Origin of the sequence: Arthrobacter sp. PAMC 25486, from assembly GCF_000785535.1 — a bacterium.
Classification (GTDB): domain Bacteria; phylum Actinomycetota; class Actinomycetes; order Actinomycetales; family Micrococcaceae; genus Specibacter.
In genome coordinates this window covers 3,904,122-3,924,188 of record NZ_CP007595.1, presented here as the reverse complement: position 1 = coordinate 3,924,188, position 20,067 = coordinate 3,904,122, and the positions used below count along the sequence as shown (strand labels likewise).

16 protein-coding genes and 1 tRNA gene are annotated in these 20,067 nt (G+C 64.3%); 10 read left to right on the top strand and 7 right to left on the bottom strand.

Features of this window, described 5'->3' with window-relative positions:
• Positions 1-42: 42 nt before the first annotated feature.
• The gene (locus art_RS17740; RefSeq protein ID WP_038466995.1) at positions 43-501 is read left to right on the top strand and encodes a MarR family winged helix-turn-helix transcriptional regulator; all 459 of its coding nucleotides are present in this window, start codon (positions 43-45) and stop codon (positions 499-501) included.
• Positions 502-609: 108 nt separating this feature from the next.
• Here the strand turns inward: art_RS17740 and art_RS21860 are convergent, their stop codons facing one another.
• A complete protein-coding gene (locus art_RS21860; RefSeq protein ID WP_082000406.1) occupies positions 610-1,542 on the bottom strand; it encodes a DUF4253 domain-containing protein in 933 nt (310 codons plus the stop codon).
• A gap of 189 nt (positions 1,543-1,731) precedes the next feature.
• On the opposite strand from art_RS21860, the gene art_RS17730 reads away from it, so the two are divergent.
• A complete protein-coding gene (locus art_RS17730) occupies positions 1,732-3,102 on the top strand; it encodes an NAD(P)-binding protein (protein WP_038466992.1) in 1,371 nt (456 codons plus the stop codon).
• Between the two features lie 142 nt (positions 3,103-3,244).
• Here art_RS17730 and sucD read toward each other — a convergent pair whose 3' ends face one another.
• From sucD to art_RS17705, 5 genes are all read right to left on the bottom strand, one after another.
• The gene (sucD, locus tag art_RS17725; protein ID WP_038466990.1) at positions 3,245-4,147 is read right to left on the bottom strand and encodes a succinate--CoA ligase subunit alpha; all 903 of its coding nucleotides are present in this window, start codon (positions 4,145-4,147) and stop codon (positions 3,245-3,247) included.
• 14 nt (positions 4,148-4,161) lie between these two features.
• On the bottom strand, positions 4,162-5,331 hold the full coding sequence (sucC, locus tag art_RS17720) for an ADP-forming succinate--CoA ligase subunit beta (RefSeq protein WP_038466987.1): 1,170 nt from the start codon (positions 5,329-5,331) through the stop codon (positions 4,162-4,164).
• A 311-nt stretch (positions 5,332-5,642) separates the two neighbouring features.
• On the bottom strand, positions 5,643-9,929 hold the full coding sequence (locus tag art_RS17715; RefSeq protein WP_038466985.1) for an Ig domain-containing protein: 4,287 nt from the start codon (positions 9,927-9,929) through the stop codon (positions 5,643-5,645).
• A gap of 93 nt (positions 9,930-10,022) precedes the next feature.
• Positions 10,023-12,560: a DNA helicase PcrA gene (gene pcrA / locus art_RS17710; RefSeq protein WP_038466982.1), complete on the bottom strand. Its 2,538-nt coding sequence runs from the start codon at positions 12,558-12,560 to the stop codon at positions 10,023-10,025.
• A gap of 109 nt (positions 12,561-12,669) precedes the next feature.
• Positions 12,670-13,548: an inositol monophosphatase family protein gene (locus tag art_RS17705; RefSeq protein ID WP_038466979.1), complete on the bottom strand. Its 879-nt coding sequence runs from the start codon at positions 13,546-13,548 to the stop codon at positions 12,670-12,672.
• A 32-nt stretch (positions 13,549-13,580) separates the two neighbouring features.
• Between art_RS17705 and art_RS17700 the strand changes: the two genes are divergently transcribed.
• The 5 genes from art_RS17700 to art_RS17680 all read left to right on the top strand — a co-directional run bounded on the left by art_RS17700 (position 13,581) and on the right by art_RS17680 (position 16,422).
• Positions 13,581-14,207 carry a hypothetical protein gene (locus art_RS17700; RefSeq protein ID WP_038466977.1) on the top strand — a complete coding sequence of 209 codons (627 nt, stop codon included), beginning with the start codon at positions 13,581-13,583 and terminating at the stop codon, positions 14,205-14,207.
• Positions 14,208-14,255: 48 nt separating this feature from the next.
• Positions 14,256-14,327, top strand: a tRNA-Arg gene (locus art_RS17695).
• A gap of 120 nt (positions 14,328-14,447) precedes the next feature.
• Positions 14,448-15,368: an EamA family transporter RarD gene (gene rarD / locus art_RS17690; protein WP_052136736.1), complete on the top strand. Its 921-nt coding sequence runs from the start codon at positions 14,448-14,450 to the stop codon at positions 15,366-15,368.
• Positions 15,369-15,542: 174 nt separating this feature from the next.
• A complete protein-coding gene (locus tag art_RS17685) occupies positions 15,543-16,040 on the top strand; it encodes a hypothetical protein (RefSeq protein WP_038466974.1) in 498 nt (165 codons plus the stop codon).
• A gap of 46 nt (positions 16,041-16,086) precedes the next feature.
• The gene (locus art_RS17680) at positions 16,087-16,422 is read left to right on the top strand and encodes a YnfA family protein (protein ID WP_038466972.1); all 336 of its coding nucleotides are present in this window, start codon (positions 16,087-16,089) and stop codon (positions 16,420-16,422) included.
• Here art_RS17680 and art_RS17675 read toward each other — a convergent pair.
• The gene (locus art_RS17675; RefSeq protein ID WP_038466971.1) at positions 16,397-17,137 is read right to left on the bottom strand and encodes an NUDIX domain-containing protein; all 741 of its coding nucleotides are present in this window, start codon (positions 17,135-17,137) and stop codon (positions 16,397-16,399) included. The genes art_RS17680 and art_RS17675 overlap by 26 nt on opposite strands.
• A 101-nt stretch (positions 17,138-17,238) precedes the next feature.
• Here art_RS17675 and art_RS17670 point away from each other — a divergent pair, with 101 nt between their 5' ends.
• From art_RS17670 to art_RS17660, 3 genes are all read left to right on the top strand, one after another.
• The gene (locus tag art_RS17670; RefSeq protein WP_038466968.1) at positions 17,239-18,273 is read left to right on the top strand and encodes an SPFH domain-containing protein; all 1,035 of its coding nucleotides are present in this window, start codon (positions 17,239-17,241) and stop codon (positions 18,271-18,273) included.
• A gap of 4 nt (positions 18,274-18,277) precedes the next feature.
• Positions 18,278-19,168 (top strand): inorganic polyphosphate kinase, encoded by an 891-nt coding sequence (locus tag art_RS17665; protein WP_038466966.1) that lies wholly within the window; start codon positions 18,278-18,280, stop codon positions 19,166-19,168.
• A 404-nt stretch (positions 19,169-19,572) separates the two neighbouring features.
• Positions 19,573-20,001 (top strand): NUDIX domain-containing protein, encoded by a 429-nt coding sequence (locus tag art_RS17660; protein WP_173425244.1) that lies wholly within the window; start codon positions 19,573-19,575, stop codon positions 19,999-20,001.
• Positions 20,002-20,067: the final 66 nt, after the last annotated feature.

Genomic DNA, 20,067 nt, shown 5'->3' with positions numbered 1-20,067 from the left:
GCATTTGTGCTGCACCGCACATCTTTCCGGGAAGGATTTACCATGGGCATCAGGGACGACGCCGTTGAAATTCGCGCCCAGGGGTGGCGGACACTGGCCGCTCTTCACGGCCTGATTGAAACGAGCATGGAGAAGGCACTGCAAAGCGCCGCCCAGCTGTCAGTCGTTGAGTTCACGGTCATTGACGCGTTGGCCAGGCAGGATGGCTGGCACATGCGCATGCAGCAGCTGGGCCGCGCCACAGCCCTGAGCCCCAGCGCCACCACGCGCCTGGTCAACCGGCTGGAGGACCGCGGGCTGCTGACGCGGATCCTGTGCGCCGACGACCGCCGCGGCATCTACACCGAGCTCACGGCAGCAGGATCGGAACTGCTGGACAGCGCCCGCCCAGTCCACGACGAAGCGTTGGAGTGCGCACTTGACGAGGCGGCTTTGCTGCCCGAGCTGGCGCCGCTGGTCGAGGCGCTCCCCCAGCTCCACGCCGTGGTTCCTGCCAGCTAAAACAAGAATGCCGCCGTTTGACGTTATTTCCCCCGCTCAAACAGGGACAACAACGTCAAGTGGCGGCATTTTCCACAAGTCGGGCATTTTTGGGCCGCTTCATGCGGCTCAATCCCACCAGAAGTCCCAAACTGGGGCATTGACGAGACGCTTCGCATAGTCTTCGTGACTGACGGCCGGCCGGTCGTCCTGGGGACAGAAATTGTCCTGGTACAGCAGGTAGTGTTCCTCCATGATCACTTGGGCTGCGGACAGGGTGGTTGGCGGACGGGCAACCCGCAACGTGATTGTGGTGCCACCGAGTTGGTACAGCACGGCACCAAATCTCTCCTCCCAAGATCTGAGAACGGCAGAAATCTCGTGCCCGTCGAGATCGTAGTTACCTGCTCCGCTCCACCCTACGAGCCGTGGCACATCTGCCGGCCGAGTCGCCGGGACCAGCAACAGGCCTGCCTCGGCTCCGGCATATCCTGCGCCCCAATGCGTCGACTTGGCAAGCGGCACCTTTTCAACGAAGACCACAGGTGCCGTGCCCTGAGGTACTCCTGGAAATAGTGGTCTTGTCTCCGGCACAGGTTCACCCGTTTCACGGTTCACCAGCCTCATGCCATCCCAGCAGCCTTGCAGCACATTGGCAGCTTCGTTACCATGGTCCCGGCTCGGCCGCTCCACGGAATATTCGCGTTCCGGATCACTACAGCGGTTTCCTGGGCCACCCACGACCGGCCACAGTCCTGTGCGTTTGAATGCTGTCGCCAGACCTAACCAGGCGTCAGGGGTAGTTCCCCAATCCGTGGGCGCGTACCAGCCAATGTGTGGCAACTCGTCACTCAACGTTGTAATGCCCTCCCTTTCCCAGATCGTGTACCGTTCCGGCCTGAGGGCAAGGCCGGCAGGCAGTTCTACCCCACCAACGTTAGTTTCACCGTCCGCTGGGAACTCGCCGGGCCGCTTGGCCCTGATGGCGATGTCAACTGTCTCCGCATTGCCTGGGGTTCCCCAAGAGGGAGCACCCCATATGCTGTCTCCGAAAATGTCCATGCATCGATCGTGGACCCGCCCTGCAACACGTACCAGCCCCTAACCCGGGATTGTGGATAACTCGGACGGTGCAGCCAGCTGTGGAGGAATTCCCAAGATTCGACACCGCCCGGGCACCGTCGCACTTTCCGTTGAACAAATACCCCGCAAACCATTGTTCACCCGCCGTCCCGGTGCTTGGATTAGTTCATGACGCGTGTGGTGCAGGCTGACTACCTCGTGGTCGGGGCAGGTGCCACGGGCATGGCGTTCACCGATGCGCTGATCGACCACTCCAACATCCGTGTAGCCCTGGTGGACCGGCGCCACTGGGTTGGCGGGCACTGGCTCGAGGACTATCCATTCGTCCGACTGCACCAGGCATCAGCGTTCTACGGTGTTGCATCCACACTGCTGGGCGGAGGCCGTGTGCAGCGCCACGGCCCCGAGGCCGGCCTGCACGAGCGAGCGGACGTCGCCGAGATCTGCGCCTATTACGGCCATGTCCTGAGTGAGCGGATGTTGGAGTCCGACAGGGTCGAGTTCTTCTCCAATTGCGAGTACACGGCGGCCCGTCAATTTTTTTCCCGCATCTCGGGCCTGCGATATGAGGTGCCGCCGGCGTGCCGGATCGTTGACGCCCGATACCTCTCCCCCAGCATTCCGGCCGATACGCCACCGCCGTTCGACGTCGCGGCCGGCACCCGCGTCATTCCCGTCAACAGCCTCGCCCGCCTCGAGGAGGCGCCCAGCCAGTACGTGGTCGTCGGTTCGGGCAAGACGGCGACCGATGCCTGCATCTGGCTCTTGGCACGCGGCGTGGACCCCGGAGATATTTGCTGGGTCAGGCCGCGAGAACCCTGGATGCTCAACCGGGCAGTGGTTCAGCCGGATCCAGCAGTATTCCTCGGCACGGCCGCCGACATCATGGAGTCGGCCGTGGCAGCTGCATCGCTCGAGGAGTTGTTCCTGCGGCTGGAAGACGCCGGCATCATGCTTCGCATCGACCGCTCGGTGGCGCCAACCATGGCAAAAACGCCCACCCTGGCAACCTGGGAACTCGAACAACTGCGCACCATCGAGCACGTGGTCCGACTGGGGCATGTCAGCCGGGTTGAGCCCGGGCGCATCACGCTCCACGATGGCTCGCTTGCGGCAGCTAAGGATGCCGTCATTGTCCACTGTGCGGCGTCAGGCCTGAAGTACCCGCCCACCATACCCATTTGGGGCCGAACAGCCATCACCTTGCAGCCCATCCGGGCGGGATTCCCCTGCTTCGGGGCGGCACTCGCAGGGTTCGTGGAGGCCACCCGCAGCGACGACTCGGAGAAGAATCGGCTCTGCCCTCCTACTCCGTATCCGAACACCCTGGCGGACTGGGCGTCCATGAACCTCCTGGGAGCCCGTGCCTCGATGTCCTTCGGGTCCGAACCCGACATCAAGGCCTGGGCCGACGGCGTTGCCATCAATCCCGCGGGAATTCCGTCTGAACGGGACAGGTCCCCGGCCCTGCGTGACGTACTCGACCGTCTGAAGGCCCAGGTCCCCCGTGGGCTTGAGGGACTGGCCCGGCTGAGCTGAGCAGCTACCCGAGCTGTTGAGGCGCCGCCATCAGCGGCGGCCGGGACACGCCGTCGTACTTGTCAACCGGAAGCAAAAAGCGCGGCCGCCCCAACCAAAAATGGGGGGGCGGCCGCGCCTAAAGCCTAAAGCGAGAAGAGCCTTACAGTGCTGCGTAAACTTCGCGCAGCAGCGTTGCGGTCTCGGAAGGCGTCTTGCCAACCTTGACACCGGCAGCCTCGAGGGCTTCCTTCTTGGCCTGGGCCGTGCCTGCGGAGCCGGAGACGATGGCGCCGGCGTGGCCCATGGTCTTGCCCTCAGGAGCGGTGAAGCCGGCAACGTAGCCAACAACGGGCTTCGTGACGTGGGCCTTGATGTACTCGGCTGCGCGCTCCTCAGCGTCGCCACCAATTTCACCAATCATGACGATGGCCTTGGTCTCCGGGTCCGCCTCGAACGCAGCAAGTGCGTCGATGTGGGTGGTGCCGATGACGGGGTCGCCACCGATGCCGATCGCGGTGGAGAAGCCCAGGTCGCGCAGTTCGAACATCATCTGGTAGGTCAGGGTGCCGGACTTGGAAACCAAGCCGATCGGCCCCTTCTGCGTGATGTTGTTCGGGGTGATGCCAACCAGTGCTTCGCCGGGAGTGATGATGCCGGGGCAGTTCGGGCCGATGATGCGGGTGACCTGGTTGCCGGAAGCGTCAACCTTGGACTGGGCCAGCGCCCAGAACTCGGCAGCGTCCTGAACCGGCACGCCTTCGGTGATGACAACGACCAGCGGAACGCCGGCTTCGATGGCTTCAACGACGGCATCCTTGGTGAATGCCGGGGGAACGAACACGATGGAGACGTCTGCGCCGGTCTCGGCAACAGCTTCTGCAACGGTGCCGTATACGGGCAGTTCAACGTCGCCGTGGACAACCGTGGTGCCGGCCTTGCGTGCGTTCACGCCGCCAACTACCTGGGTGCCGGCCTTGAGCATCAGGGCGGTGTGCTTGGTGCCTTCGCCGCCGGTGATGCCCTGGACGATGACCTTTGAGTCTTTAGTCAAGAAGATAGACATAAGTTTCTAAACCTCTACTTTGCAGCGTGGGCGAGTTCGGCAGCCTTGTCGGCGCCCTCGTCCATCGTGGCGGCCAGGGTGACCAACGGGTGGTTGGCTTCGTTGAGGATGCGGCGGCCTTCTTCAACGTTGTTGCCGTCGAGGCGGACAACCAGCGGCTTGTTGGCAGCTGAACCGAGCTCGGCCAGCGCGCCGACGATGCCCTTGGCAACGGCGTCACAGGCGGTGATGCCGCCGAAGACGTTCACGAACACGCTCTTGACCTGGGGGTCGTTGAGGATGACGTCCAAACCAGCGGCCATGACCTCTGCGGATGCTCCACCGCCGATGTCCAGGAAGTTGGCGGGCTTGACGCCGCCATGGTTTTCGCCTGCATAGGCAACAACGTCCAGGGTGGACATGACCAGGCCGGCACCGTTGCCGATGACGCCAACTTCGCCGTCGAGCTTGACGTAGTTCAAGTCCGCGGCCTTGGCCTTGGCCTCCAACGGGTCAGCTGCTGCAGCATCTTCGAGCTCCAGGTGATGCGGGTGACGGAAGTCGGCGTTCTCATCGAGTGAGACCTTGCCGTCCAGGGCCACGATGTCACCGGCGCCGGTGAGAACCAGCGGGTTGACCTCAACCAGGGTGGCGTCTTCGTTCTTGAAGACGTCCCACAGCTTGATGATGGTTGCGGCAACCTTCGGGGCGAGCTCGGCGTTGAAGCCTGCAGTTGCCACGATTTCATCGGCCTTTGCAGCGTCGATGCCAACCGCGGGGTCAACGGCAACGCGTGCCAGTGCCTCGGGGCGCTCGACTGCAAGTTCCTCGATCTCCATGCCGCCTTCTACCGAGCACATGGCCAGGTAGTTGCGGTTGGCACGGTCCAGCAGCACGGAGAAGTAGAACTCCTCGGCGATGTCTGCACCCTGGGCGATCATGACCGTGTTCACGGTGTGGCCCTTGATGTCCATGCCGAGGATGTCAGAAGCGTACTTGAATGCCTCATCGGCATTCTTTGCTACCTTGACGCCGCCGGCCTTGCCGCGGCCACCGACCTTTACCTGTGCCTTGACGACTGTTACGCCGCCAATCTTCTCGGCTGCTGCCTTTGCTTCTTCAGGGGTGTGCGCCACGATGCCGGCCAACACGGGAACTCCGTGAGCCTCAAACATGTCGCGCGCCTGGTATTCAAACAGGTCCACGGGTTTGTGTCCTTCTACGTCGAAGTAGTGATTGTGAGGGGCGTTGACCCCTTCCACACATTACCGTCTCACAGGTGAAGCACATACTTGGCCCATTCACCACAGTAATGTCCGGTTATTCGCCTCACACTCCGCCTCTTTGAACGCACGACGGCGTGACCGGCCTTGCATTATTGGCCTGCCGTGGGTGGTTCCTCGCCCGGGCGGACGTCCCGCCGCCACCCGCGTGGCCAGCCTGCTGCGGCGCTTTGGGCATGCGCCGCACCGGGTTCCGGTGCAGCGCATACCCAAACGATCAGATGCTTCGCCCGTCAGTGCTTGTTGCGCCGACGCACTAGGAACGTGGTCGCCAGACCTCCCAGCACGGCAATGCCGCCGACCGCCAGCAGCCACGTGGTGCCGTTGGCGCCCGTCCGGGCCAGTCCGGCTCCGGAACTTGCCGGCGCAGTGGCGGTTGCACTCACAGCTGCGGTGGTAGTCGCTGATGCTGGAGTTGTCGGCGCCGGCATGGCGCTCGCGCTGGGCGCCCCTGTGGGTGTGGGTGTGGGAGTCGGCGTTCCCGTCGGCTTGGGCAACGGCTTTGGTGTTGGCGCCACTGCTGCCGGTGCGATGCGCAACGCAGCGGAAACTGTGCTTGTGGAACCCTGCGAATCTGCAACGATGACCTCAAATGTGCTGGCACCGGAAGCTTCCGGTTCCCCGCTCAAGATCCCGTTGTTGCCCAGCGCAAGTCCACGGGGCAAAATGGCATCTGGGCTGAGGGTGTAGGTGTATGGTCCCACTCCGCCAGTTGCTGCCAGCTGCGTCGAGTAGCCTTCACCCACCTGACCGTCGGGCAGTTCGCTTTCCAATCCCAGCGCTGCAGATTGCACAGCAACTGTGTAGCTTTTGCTGACAGATGCGGCATCTGCCAGGACAACCAGGGATGCCTTGGCTGCTGCGGGGTCGGCCTTGAAAGTGGCGGGCCCCGACGGGTCGGGAACACCTGCAGCCATGCTGCCGTCGTCCGTGGTGGTGAGCGTGAAGTCAAAGCTGCCCACCGCCGTCGGAGTTCCCGAAATGAGCCCGGTGGCCGAGTCAAGGGACAGTCCCGTGGGCAGGGAGCCTGCCGTGAGCGCGAAGGTGAACGGGCCGATGCCGCCGGCCATGGACAACTGTGCCGAATAGGGGGTGCCCGCAGTGGGAACAGGAAGCTGGTCAGGACCCAGCACCAGGTCTGCCGGAGTAACCGAAAGCGTGTAGCTTATGGTGCCAGGGAAACCGTCCGCATCAGTCGCCGTGACGGTGAAGGATGCGCTGCCATGGGATACAGGGGTTCCAGACAACAGGCCGTCGGCAGATAGTTCAAGGCCTGCCGGCAGTTCCCCTGAGGTAACGGCAAAGGTGTACGGCCCCGTGCCGCCGGCGGCTGAGAGCTGCTGTGAATAGGACGTGCCGGCCTGGCCGCCCGGGAGGGTGCCGGGGTCAAGGACCACCATGGGTGCAATGGCCAGTGAAGCCGTGGCGTTGCTCTGGGAACCGTAGACATCGGTCAGTATTACGTACAGCTCGAAGTCCCCGGCACCTTCGGGAATACCTGTCAGCAGGCCGTTGTCGGCCAGTGACAGCCCGTCCGGCAGTGCCGCGCCGGGCTGCCGGGCGAAGGTATACGGGCCCATGCCGCCCTCGGCCGCGAGTGCACCCGTGTAGGCATCCCCCACGTGGGCCTGTGGAAGGGTGCCGACCAGGTTCAGGGGCACCGACGGCACCACCAGGGCGTACTCACGGCTGATGGTCACAGCTTCCAGACCCGCCGTGGCAGTGTCGGTGGACGTTACCGTGAAGTCAAAGCTGCCCACCACCGTCGGAGTTCCCGTAATGAGCCCGTTGGCAGCGTCAAGGGACAAGCCCGTGGGCAACGCACCGGAGGTGAGCGCATAGCTGAACGGGCCGATGCCGCCGCTCGTTGAAAGCTGTGCGGAGTAAGGCTCCCCGGCCGCCGGAACAGACAGCTGCTCCGGACCCAATACCAGGTCTGCCGGAGCAACAGAAAGCGTGTAGCTCATGACGCCAGGGAAACCATCCGCATCAGTCGCCGTAACGGTGAAGGATGCGCTGCCATGCGTTACAGGGGTTCCAGACAACAGACCGTCGGCAGAAAGTTCGAGGTCTGTCGGCAGGATCCCCAAAGTGACCGCAAAGGTGTACGGTGCGGTCCCGCCATCGGCCGTGAGCTGCTGTTCATAGGCAGTGCCGGTGGTGCCGTCCGGAAGTATGGTCGGGGAAATTCCGATGGCCGGCGCCACGATGAGCTGCCCGGTGGCATTGCTGGCAGAGCCGTAGGCGTCGGTCAGGACCAACGGCAGCCCGAAGGTTCCGGCAACTTCCGGGGTTCCCGTCAGCAGGCCATTGCCGGCGAGCGACAGTCCTGCCGGCAGGGTGGCACCTGGCTGCAGTGCAAAGGTGTAGGGGCCTGTTCCGCCGGTTCCCGCGAGGGCGCCGGTATAGGCTTCGCCCAAGTGGGCCTGTGGCAGCGAGCCACTCAGTTCCAACGGAACTGACGGAATCACCAAGATGTAATCGGCGCTGGCGGTGCCATGGAAAGGGGAGGCTCCGGCGTCGTCAACGGTGGCGGTGAATGTGAAGCTGCCCACCGCCGTCGGGGTTCCAAAAATGGCTCCCGTGGCGCCGTCCAGTGACAGGCCATCGGGTAGCGCACCCTGCGTCAGCGTCCACAAGTACGGAGGAATTCCGCCGCTCGCATTCAGCTGCCCTGCATAGGCCTCCCCTGAGGTGGGAATCGGCAGGGCGGACGGCAGGACCGAGAGCGGGACGGGCATGACCAGGAGCGTGAAGGACTTTGAGCCGGTGAAGCCATTGCTGTCCGTGGCGGTGACAGTGAACCCGGATGTGCCGTGGGCCGACGGGGTTCCGGAGATTTGACCGTCACTACGGAGCTGGAGCCCGGCGGGCAGGCTGCCCGAGGAAACCGCGTACGTATAGGGGGCTGCGCCACCGCTTGCCGCCAGCTCGCTCGTGTAGCCCACGCCTGCAGTGGCTCCAGATAGCGAGGGCCTGGTGAGAACAATAGCGGGCGCGGCGATAACAAGGGTGTAGTTCCTGGCGGCAGTGAGTTGCAAGGCAATGCTGCTGTCCCGTGCCGTGACACTGAAGTCAAACGACCCGACCTCTGTTGGCGTGCCGGACAGGACTCCATCGGTGGACAACGATATGCCTGCCGGCAGGCCGGGCGAGACGGAGTACGTGTAGGGGGCCGTCCCGCCCGACGCCGCCAGTGTCTGCTGGTAGTCCACGTAGGCAGTGCCAGCCGGCAGCGAATCCGGGGAGACCGTCAGCGAGGTCGCGTCGGCGATGGTTCCGGAGTACATCCGGCTGCCGCTGAACGGGGCTCTCTGGCCGGTGCTGGAATCCGTGGCCGTGATGGCAGTGCTATATCTGCCGGAGGTGGTGGGCGTCCCTGCAAGCAGCCCGGCAGGGGATAGTGTCAGGCCGGCCGGCAAGTCCGGCGATGTAAAGGAGTAGGGGGCCGTGCCGCCGTTGGCGGTTAGCTGCACCGAATAAGCCGCGCCGACCTGCGGCCGGGGAAGCGTGAACGGGTCAACGCCCACGAAGGGCGCGGCGAATGCCACCGAGTAGATCGGTGACGCGGCCGTTGCGCCGGCGCCGTCAGCCACTTGGATGCCAAAGCCGGACGTGCCCGCGTTGGTGGGTGTGCCGGAGATGACGCCGGTTGAGGTGTTGAGGGCCAGTCCTGCGGGCAGGGGGCCTGCAAAGACGGAGTAGGTGTAGGGCGGGGTTCCGCCTGCGGCAGTCACCGTGCTGCTGTAGGCGACGCCCACGGTGCCGCCAGGAACTGTTGCCGTCTCCATCACCAGGACGGGGGCGGGGACGGGAGCCACGGTACCCTTGTAGATCCTACCGAACTCCGTGTCGCTCGCGTTCCCCGTGCTGGAATCATCAACCCAGACCGTGAAGTCGTAGGGTCCGGCTGTGGTGGGAGTGCCGGAAAGCACCCCGCCTGCGGATATCGACAGCCCGGGTGGCCCCAAGCCACCGTCATTCGAGTTAACCATGCGGTAGGTGTACGGAGCGGTTCCGCCGGAGGCGGAAACGGTTGCCGAAAAGAACGAACCAACTTGCAGCGGCGGCAATGCGGTGGGTCTAATCTCAATGACCCGTGGGTACACCCACGCATCATAGCTGCCCGTCGCCGTCGCCCCGGTGGAATCGGTGGCGGTGAAACTGACATTGAACGAGCCGCTCTGCGTGGGCATGCCAGAAAGGGTGCCTGAGCCGCTGAAGTTAAGGCCGGGAGGAAGGGCACCCGCGCTGAGGGCGTAGCTGTAGGGCGGTGTACCGCCTGTGGCACTGATTTCTTGCGAGTAGGCAACACCAACCTGTGGATTCGGAAGTCTCGACGGCGACAGCACGATGGGGGCTGGTGCATCCTCGACGACGACGGTGCCCAAGTCGGTTGTCACTTCTACCGCCGCGGTGGCGGCCCGGGCTTGCGGTATCACCACCCCCACCGATGCCAGGCTGAAAACGAGGGCAAGTAAAATGCCCATGACAAAGGTGGAGCGGAGACGCGAGGCCATGACGTTCCTCAAAAGTATGCGGTTGTATATTACCTCAGAATAATAGTGTGACTCACTACAAAAGCCATCCGTAATTATTACGTATTCTCGGCTCTACTCTTCTTTGACCAGCGGCGCATACCGCAGCAGCAGCCGCTTCTCACCAATCTCAAAACGCACCTTGGCCACGGATTTGTCCCCCGCGCCGGTAATTTCCAGCACCGTTCCGCTTCCGAAGCTCGTGTGGTTGACCCGGTCGCCAACAGCAACGGAAATGACTTCCTTCTGGGGCTGCACCCGGCCCGCGGTGTTGCGAGTGGAAATGCTGGGCGGCAGCAGGCCCGCATCGCGCCCGCCCACGGCAGTCCCGGCTCCCCAGGACGAGCCCGAGTAGCGGCTGGTGCCAAAGCCTCCTGCCGCAGGAGCCATCCGGGCGGTGCCTTCACGCCTCCAGTCGATCAGCTCTTCCGGCACTTCGTCAATGAACTGGCTGGCGGGGTTGTACTGGCTTTGCCCCCACATGCTGCGCACCTCGGAGCGGGTGATGTAGAGCCGTTCGCGGGCACGCGTGAGCCCCACATAGGCCAGCCGACGTTCCTCGGCCAGCTCCTTGGGATCCGTGGCGGAGCGCGAATGCGGGAACAATCCCTGCTCCATGCCGGTCAGGAACACCGCAGGGAATTCCAGTCCCTTGGCGGTGTGCAGCGTCATCAACGTCACCACGCCCAGGCGCTTGGCCTCGGCCACCGCCGCGGCAGCCTCGGCTTCCGAGCCGCCGGGTGCGTCCGGGATCTGGTCGGCATCGGCCACGAGCGAGACCTGTTCCAGGAACTCCCCCAGCGTCCCTTCCGGATTGTCCTGGCCGAATTCACGCACGACGGCGACCAGTTCCGCCAGGTTTTCCACGCGCGACTCATCCTGTGGATCCGTTGAGGTACGCAGCGCTTCCAGGTATCCCGACTGTTCCAGGACGGCTTCAAGCGCCGTGGCTGGGCTCTCGGTGGCCGCAATCTCGCCCAAATCACCCATCATTTTTGCAAAGGCGTTGACGGCGTTCAATGAGCGTGAGGCAATGCCCGGCGCCTCGTCGGCGCGGGCCAGGGCGCCGGAGAAGGAGATTCGCTCGCGCTCGGCCAGGGCTGCCACGGCGCCTTCGGCACGGTCGCCGATGCCGCGCTTGGGTTCGTTGAGAATCCGGCGCAGGTTGACGTCGTCGTCCGGGTTGACCAAGGCGCGCAGGTAGGCCAGAGCGTCCTTGATTTCCTTGCGCTCGTAGAATCGGGTGCCGCCCACCACGCGGTACGGCAGGCCAACACGGACAAGGATGTCCTCAATGGCACGCGACTGCGCGTTGGTGCGGTAGAAAATGGCAACGTCGCCGGGGCGGATGTCGCTTTCATCCTGCAGCCGGTCAATCTCCTTGGCGATGAAGCTGGCCTCATCGTGCTCGGACTCGGCAACGTAACCAATGATCCTTTCTCCATCACCCTCGGCCGTCCACAAGCGCTTTTCACGGCGGTTGGGGTTGCGGGAGATGACGGCGTTGGCGGCGCTGAGAATGTTCTGGGTGGAGCGGTAGTTCTGCTCCAGTTTGATGGTTGCCGCGCTGGGATAATCCTGCTCAAACTCCACGATGTTGCGAATGTCCGCGCCACGGAAGGCATAAATGGACTGGTCGGAGTCGCCCACAACCGTCAGCTGGGCGGGCTCAATCCCGGTCTCCCCGGCGTCGGTCCCCACGATTTCCTTGACCAGTGCGTACTGGGCGTGGTTGGTGTCCTGGTATTCGTCGACAAGGACGTGCCGGAAACGGCGCCGGTAGTAGTCGGCCACGCCGGGGAAGGCCCGGAACAGGTACACGGTCTGGGCGATCAGGTCGTCAAAGTCCATGGCGTTGGCCTGGCGCAGCCGCTGCGTGTACCCCTTGTACACCTCGGCCACAGCTGCGGCGAAGGGGTCCTTGAAGTTCGTGTTCATGGAGTTTTCATCGTCGTCGATGAGCTCATTCTTCAACGCTGAAATCTTGTGCATGATGGACTTCGGCGTGAACTTCTTCGGGTCAATGTCCAGCCCCTTGACCACCAGCGTGATCAGGCGCAGCGAATCGGCCGAGTCATAGATGGAGAAGTTTGTGTTCAAGCCAATGACCTTCGCCTCACGGCGCAAAATCCGCACGCACGACGAGTGGAACGTGGAAATCCACATGCTCTTCGCCGCATCACCGATCAACGCTTCAATCCGCTCACGCATTTCAGCGGCGGCCTTGTTCGTGAAGGTGATGGCCAGGATCTGACCCGGATGGGCCTGACCGGTGGCCAGCAGGTATGCGATCCGGTGGCTGAGCACCCGCGTCTTTCCGGACCCGGCACCTGCCACAATCAGCAGCGGCCCGCCGGTGTGCACCACGGCCTCTTCCTGTTGCGGGTTCATCCCCTGCAACAGGCTGCCCGCATCCGGCCAACGGCTCGTGGCTCCGGTCCCCGACGCGGCACCGGCACCCGCGGCGCTGACCGGCACCGGGCCGCCCTCACCGAATTCGGGCATGTCGGCGCCGGGATCGTCCTGCTCAAAGGGCTGCCACACGGGCACTCCGGCTCCTGCGCTGAGCGTGGGCTTGGGCTTCTGGGGGTAAGGGTCAAACAACATATCCATGGTGCCATCCAGTGTAGTTCGCCCCACTGACAACCAGTCCCGCTACCCCGAATCGCCCGCTCAGCGCGGGTCCCTCGCGGACGCAGCGCCACAGCCCCGAAGCTGCGGGTCAGTGCGGCAACTCCCCGGATTCCAACGCGGCGCGCAGTTCCGCCACGGCCCCCGCCGGCCCGGCCACAAACCAGTCAAGTCCATTGACGCGTACGACGGCGGTGTCCCCGCCCGCCGCTTCAACGATGCCTTTGCCGGGGAGCCAGTCCCAGGACGGCACACTGTGCTGGAACCACACACCCAGCTCGCCTTGGGCCACCCGGGCGAGATCGCAGGATCCGGACCCCAGCATTCGCAGCGTGGCCGGCAACTCAGCAGCCCGCTGCCACGGGACGGCGGCCCGGGGCTGGGCCAGCCATCCCGGGTGGATGTAGGTACTGGCGGCCAACTCCCTCAGCGCCGGCTCCCCCAATTCAGTCCGCGACTCCATGCGGAGCGGCTGCCCGTTCAGCGTGGCCGGGACGGCGGCGCCGCCCAGCCAGAGCTTGTCTTCTTCAGGCTGGTGGATGGCGCCGAGCAGCACCTCAGCATTGGTGAGCGGATCCGGCGTCGTGCCTTCATCGGCTGAGGCAGGAAAAGGGGAGGGACGGACCAGAGCCAGCGCCGTGCACCAATAAGCGGAGCCGCTGGCGAAGTTGAAGGTGCCGTCAACGGGGTCGATCACCCAGCAGCGGCTGGAGGAACCGACGTGTCCGGCGCCCTCCTCACCGAGGATGGAGTCATCGGGGCGGGCGGCGCGCAGGGCATCGAAGATGTAGCGTTCGGCGGCCAGATCGGCGGCGGTGGCAAAGTCGGAAGCATCGCTTTTGACGTGGCTGCCGGCACGCAGGGTGGAGAGGCCTTCGGAACGGATGGAGCTGGCCAGGGCGCCGGCGTGGCGCAGGAGTTTCGACGCCAATTCGCTGTCGCTGGTCGCAAGGGAGTCAGGGTGTGCCATGGGACAAGCCTAATCTGGGCGATAATGGTTCCATGGCTAAGACTCCCGCCCAGCGTGCTGCCAAGCACGGCACGGCCGCAACTCCTCCGATCACACCCGCCGTCAACACGAGCACTCAGCGCACTCCGGCGAAGGCGCAGGGCAACGCGAACCTGATCCTGATTGCTGGGGCGGCGGCCAGCCTGTTCCTGTTCACGTACTTCCACCTGATGACGCTGAACCAGATGACGGACCTGTCCAACGGCCTGGCCATGCCGCAATCGTTTGTTTTGGGCTTTGATACGGCCCATGTTGAGGCGTTGCGGGCGGCCATGGATGCCGACGCTTTGGGCCAGTTGAATTATGTGGGCAAGACCGCCGGGACACTGTTCCCGCTGATTTTTGCCATCACGGCGTTGACGCTGATCGCCGCCAATGTGGCCAAGAAGCCGCTGCGCTGGGCCATGTGGGCGCTGCCGCTGGCCTTTGCCGCGATTTCCTTGTGGGCCAATGCCGCCGTGGACTCAATGCTGGGCGCCGAAACCCTGGACGCAGGCGCGGTGTCGCTGGCCTCGGGGCTGGTCACGGCGTCGTGGATGCTGCTGATTGCATCGCTGCTGGCGCTCGGTGTGGCGTTGTTCCTGGGGCGCAGGAAGAAAACCGCTCCGGCCGAGGTCTAGACTCCTCGTTTTTTGCTTGCCTGCCTGTTCCGCTAGGCTTGGTGACGCGCCTCTGTAGTCCAATGGATAAGACAGCCCTCTCCTAAAGGGCAGATCCGGGTTCGATCCCCGGCGGGGGCACTTTTCATGCCCGCATTCTGGATGGTTTGTGGGCGTTGCTTGTGCGTTGCTTGTGCGGCCTCGCCGGGCGTTCTTGTGCTTGTGGATGCCTCTGGTGCTGTTGAGAAAGTGGGACCGTCGATGACTTCAGGCCCCGTCCCTGCCGCCGCCCACATCCATGCCGGGCGCGGCGTGGCTGTCTCCCTCATTGCTTCGGTCCTGTTCGCCGTCATTTTCCTGATCGCCGGACTCCTGCCTGGGTGGGGTGCCGAGGAGATCTTTGGCTGGCGAGTGGTGCTGACACTGGCTACGCTGGGCGCCATTTTGCCGTTTCTTCCATCGGCCCGCGCCGAAGCCAGGGCACTTTTGGGCAGAGTCCGACGGCGCCCGGCCCTCCTTGTGCCCGGGGTGCTGGCGGCCGGGATTGTGGGCGTGCAGCTGTGGCTGTTCATGTGGGCGCCTTTGAACAACATGGCCCTGTCGGTGTCTTTTGGCTATTTCCTGCTGCCGCTGACCATGGTGCTGGCCGGGCGGGTGTTCTTTGCCGACACGCTCAGTCCCCTGCGCCGCCTCGCCGTGGGTGCCGCAGCCGTCGGTGTTGCCCACGAGACCTTTTCCGCCGCCGGCCTGGCCTGGCCCACACTTGTGGTGTGCCTGGGCTACCCGATTTATTTTGTGCTGCGGCGCAAGATCGGCTTCGACAGCCTGCCGGCGTTTGCCGCCGAACTTCTCGTCTTGCTGCCAGTGGGAGTGTGGTTCATCCTGGCCGGCCCGCACGGTTGGGGGTCCGGCGGCGGCCTCGAGGGGCTGTGGGCGGCGTGGTCCATCGGCATCCTCGGCGGCGTCGCCATGGCGCTGTATTTGTTGGCGAGCAAGTGGCTGCCGCTGTCACTGTTCGGCCTGCTCGGCTACGTTGAACCCATCCTGCTTGTGGGCGTTTCCGTGTTCCTGGGCGAGACTCTGGGCTGGTCCGCCATGTTCACCTACGGTCCCATTCTTCTGGCGCTGCTGTTCATGGGCCTGGATGGCCGCCGCCGCACCCCGCCTCCCGCCGAGATGTGACTTCGCGCCCCCTGTTCCACGACCCACTAACCCACACCGCCGAGATGTGCGTTCGCGCCCTCTCTGCCGCCAACCCACACCGCCGAGATGTGCGTTCGCGCCCTCTGTCCACTATCAGCCATCCCACACTCTGTGCCGGGCATTGAAAACTTTGGCAGCGCTACACTCAACACTATGAACCAGCCTGTGACGTTCAACCTGTTTTTCCCTTTTGATGAGGATGGTTTCCTCGCCTTGGTTGCTCCGGATCACTACAGCGGATTCGTTGCGCCGGACTGGACCCTGGCCCAACTCATGGACCGGTTCGTTGAGCAAATGAACTTGGAGAATGCCTTTGTCGCCTATCCTGGCGATGACTTTGCCGATGAACCGTTCCATCTTGTGGACCAGCACGGAGCGGGCAGGGTAATCCGGGAGGCGTCGGGCATGCTCCGGGTGGGCGACGCCGGATTGCGCCTGACGAGCTACACACAGCTGACCATGGCGGCACAATTTCCCGACGAGGCCGCCGCCGATCCCCGAAATAGCCTGCGCCTGCCCTGCGCCCCTGGCGTGTACCGGTTGTCACTGCGTGAGTTTTCCGGTGTGGAACCGGCATTCGAACTTGAAATTCGCCCGGCTGACAATGCGGCACCAGTGATACACGATGCTGTCCCCTGGTTTGGGCGTTGAGAGATTCCGGACCGAATGCCCCTCGCCGACAAGGGATGATGGGGCCATGAGCATTGCCAAAACCATCATCTTGTTCGCACTGGCCGCAGTGGCTGAAATCGGCGGCGCCTGGCTCATCTGGCAGGCAGTGCGTGAAGACAGGGCGTGGTGGTGGGCCGGACTGGGAATTGTGGCCCTGGGTGCCTACGGGTTCATCGCTGCCATGCAGGCCGACGCCAACTTTGGCCGCGTCCTGGCAGCGTACGGTGGCGTGTTTATTGCCGGCTCGCTGGTGTGGGGCATGATCTTCGACAAGTTCTCGCCCGACCGCTGGGACGTGATCGGCGCCCTCATTGCGTTGGCCGGGGTCAGTGTGATCATGTTCGCTCCGAGGGCCGCATGATCGGCGGGTTGAGGACGGCTTGTGCAGCTTCACCCGCAACTGGCAGTGCTTCCGGGGCAAGCCGGAACAATGCCGCCGGGCGCCCTGCCTCACCGGTGCTCAGCTTTCCCGTGTCTTCCAGAAACCCCGGGGTTCCAGTGGCTTTCCGATGGAAGTTCCGGGGATCCAGCTTCGTGTCCCACACCGCGTCATAGACAGCCCGCAGTTGCGCGACGGTGAATTCCGGCCCGCAAAAGGCGGCTCCCAGGGGTGAGTACTCCAGCTTGGACTTGGCCCGCTCCACGGCGTCGGCCAGTATCCGTTGGTGGTCAAAGGCCAGCTCAAGGTCACCCTCCAGAACCTGACTGACCGGATACCAGCCGGCATGGGCGGCGTCACTGCCGGCGGCCAGGACCGGGAAGTTCGGTGCCAGCAGCAGGTGTGCCACGGTCAGCACGTCACCTCTCGGGTCACGGCCCTGTGGCCCATAGCTTTGCAGCTGTTCCAAATATCCCGGCAGCTGTGCCACCCCGGTTTCCTCCGCCAATTCACGTCCGGCAGCTTCCACCAGATCCTCCCCCGGCAGCACAAACCCGCCAGGCAGTGCCAGACCGCCTTGAAAGGGCGCAATCAGGCGGGTGACCAACAAGACTTGGAGGGCGCCACCGCTGACCGTGAGGGCAACGACGTCGACCGTCACCGGAAAGCGGGCGGGCTCGGGGTAGGCATCAGGCATAACTCAACCCTAAACACTTATCGTCATGTTGACAATAAAGGTGCGCAGGCCCTAGGCTTTTATTATCGTCACAATGACGATAACAACGTGAGGAGAGCCCCATGGCCACCATCAAGCGCTACCCCTGGATCAATCACTTCCTGGGCAGCCCCACGGGATACGTCGTCCACCTGCAGAAGGGCGATGTCCGCCACCAGGGCGTGGGCCAGGCATTCTGGTTCCGGCCCGCGGCATCGGTATTGAGCGAGGTTCCCATGGACGACCAGGAGTTGCCCACACTCTTCCACGCCATCACCCGCGACCACCAGGACGTCAGCGTCCAGGCCAATGTCACCTACCGTTTCAACGATCCTGTATCGGTTGCCAGCCGCCTCGACTTTGCACTTCAGCCGGGCGGCGGCGCAACAACGGCCGGGCGCGAACAAGTGGCAACCATCATCGGGCAGCTGTGCCAAAGCCACGCGATCGACCAGATTGCCGCCACAACTCTTGCCCAGTCACTGGAGCGCGGGGTCAGTGAATTGCGCGGCCTGCTGACGGGCGCCTTGCAGGCCGACGGCCGGCTCCTGTCAACCGGCATTGAAATCCTCGGCGTGCAGGTCCTGGCCGTCCGGCCGGAGGCTGACGTTGAAAGGGCACTGCAGACACCGGTCCGCGAACAGCTCCAGGCCGAGGCGGACAGGGCTGTTTACGAGCGCAGGGCAGTGGCCGTGGAGCGGGAAAGGACCATCTCGGAGAATGAGATGGCGAGCAAGATTGAGCTGGCCGCCCGCCGGGAAAACCTTGTTGCCCAGGAAGGTGCCAACGCCCGGCGGGAAGCCGGGGAGCAGGCCGCTGCCGGACTCATCCGGGCCCAGGCCGAGGCTGAACGCCAGGGCATCGGCGCCACGTCCGAGGCCCATCAGCTCAAGCTGGTCGGCGAGGCGGCCGCCGCCCGCGAAGCCGCTGCCATGGAGGTCTACAAGGGCATGGACCAGGCCACGCTGCTGGCCTTGGCCTTCCGTGAAGCCGCCGCCTCGCTGCCCAACATCAACAACCTGACCATCACCCCGGACCTGCTGAGCGGCGCACTGGCAGGATTGTTCCAAGCCCCGGCAGCCGCTGGTCAGGCCGTCCTGCCCGCAACAGAAAGGTAAGGCCATGGGAACTCCCCGCCTCGTGGTCGTCCACCGGCGCACCGAATTTCAGGAACTCCTCGACCGGCATGCCACCGCCGGCCAGGCAGAATTCTTTCTCCGCACCAGGGGCCGAGCCCTGGCGCCCGTCCAGGAACGGCACAATTTCATCATGGCCGCCCTGGCCCAGGTGCGCGCCTCGGTGCCCGCCGGATGGCGCCTCGCCGACGTGGAACGCACCGACCTGAGCCGGTTCATGTTCACCCAGGATGACGTCATCGCCGTCGTCGGCCAGGACGGACTCGTGGCCAACACGGCAAAATATCTCAGCGGCCAGCCCGTCCTCGGCATCGACCCGGAGCCCGGTGTGAACGCGGGAATCCTGGTCAGGCACTCCCCCGCAGCCGCCGCCGCACTGCTCGCCAGGGCAGCCGCGGGCCTGTCCGCCATGCAATGCGAAAACCTGGCCATGGTCACGGCACGGCTCGACGACGGGCAGGAACTCTCCGCCCTGAATGAAATCTTCATTGGCCACTCCTCACACCAATCGGCCCGCTACCAAATTACGACGCCGGATGGCCGGGTTGAGCGCCAATCGTCGTCGGGGTTGATTGTGTCCACCGGGACGGGCGCCACCGGCTGGTGTGCATCCATTGCCTTGGAACGCGGCGGACGGCCTCTCCCGGCACCATCCGACCCCCGGCTCGCCTGGTTTGTCCGCGAGGCTTGGCCGTCGCCGGCCACGGGCGCCACCCTGACCGAGGGCTTCTTGTCAGCCGGAGAGCCGCTGCGCATCACGGCCGCCTCCGACCAGCTAGTCATTTTTGGGGACGGCATGGAAGGCGACCGGCTTACCGCTTCGTGGGGCCAGGAACTTACCGTCCAACTGGGCACCCGGCCGCTGCGGCTCATTTAACCGCCGGCAGCCTGATCCGTCCGGTACCCCGGGACCATCGGCCCCGGGTCTGGGCCTGGCGCCGGGGGCCAATGCGTCCGTCCGACCCTCGGGAATGGGTAAACCCGCGATCCCGGCCATCGAAAATGGTGCAAACCCACCGATCCGTCAGCCGCATTGGAGAAAATGGGCCGTACCCGCGAGGAGGCCGCAACTTTGACGGCATATTGCGGGCCGGGCCCATCCTCGGCAAAGTGCGCGGCGCACAATGCGGCTTGGCCTCCATCTCGGCGAGATTTCCGGACCAAACAGTGCCACTCCACACATTTCCCAGCAACACGCCAAGCCGCCCCGCGCGTCCGACGGCGGGATAGGCCGCAGCGGACCGGCAGCGGTACATGCGGCTCGCCGGTAGGATCGAAGGCGTGAAAAACATTCTCCGGGTCTCTGCCGTGTGCATCTACGACCACGACGGCAGGCTCCTGACTGTCCGCAAACAAGGCACCACAAAATTCATGCACCCCGGCGGCAAACCTGAACTGGGTGAATCCGCCGCCGAGGCCGGCTCCCGGGAGCTGTCCGAGGAAGTGGGTCTGAACATCGCCGCCGCAGACCTTGAACTCATGGGTGTGTGGCACGGCACCGCCGCCAATGAAGCCAATACCGACATCGAAGCCACGGTGTTCACGGCACCGGGGCGCTGGGACGCAGGGTCGGTGGTTCCGGCCGCAGAGATCGCCGAAATTCGCTGGATGCATGTGGAGGCGGCCGAGGACTTTGAGGACCTCGCCCCGCTGCTGACGGAGTTCGTCCTCCCTCGTCTACGCTCACCAAAGCTTAAAAGCAAGCCTTAAAAGTACGACGCCGGCGCTCCCCTCCTGCAGCGGTCGGCACCTAGGTGGGCCAACAGCTGGGAGCCG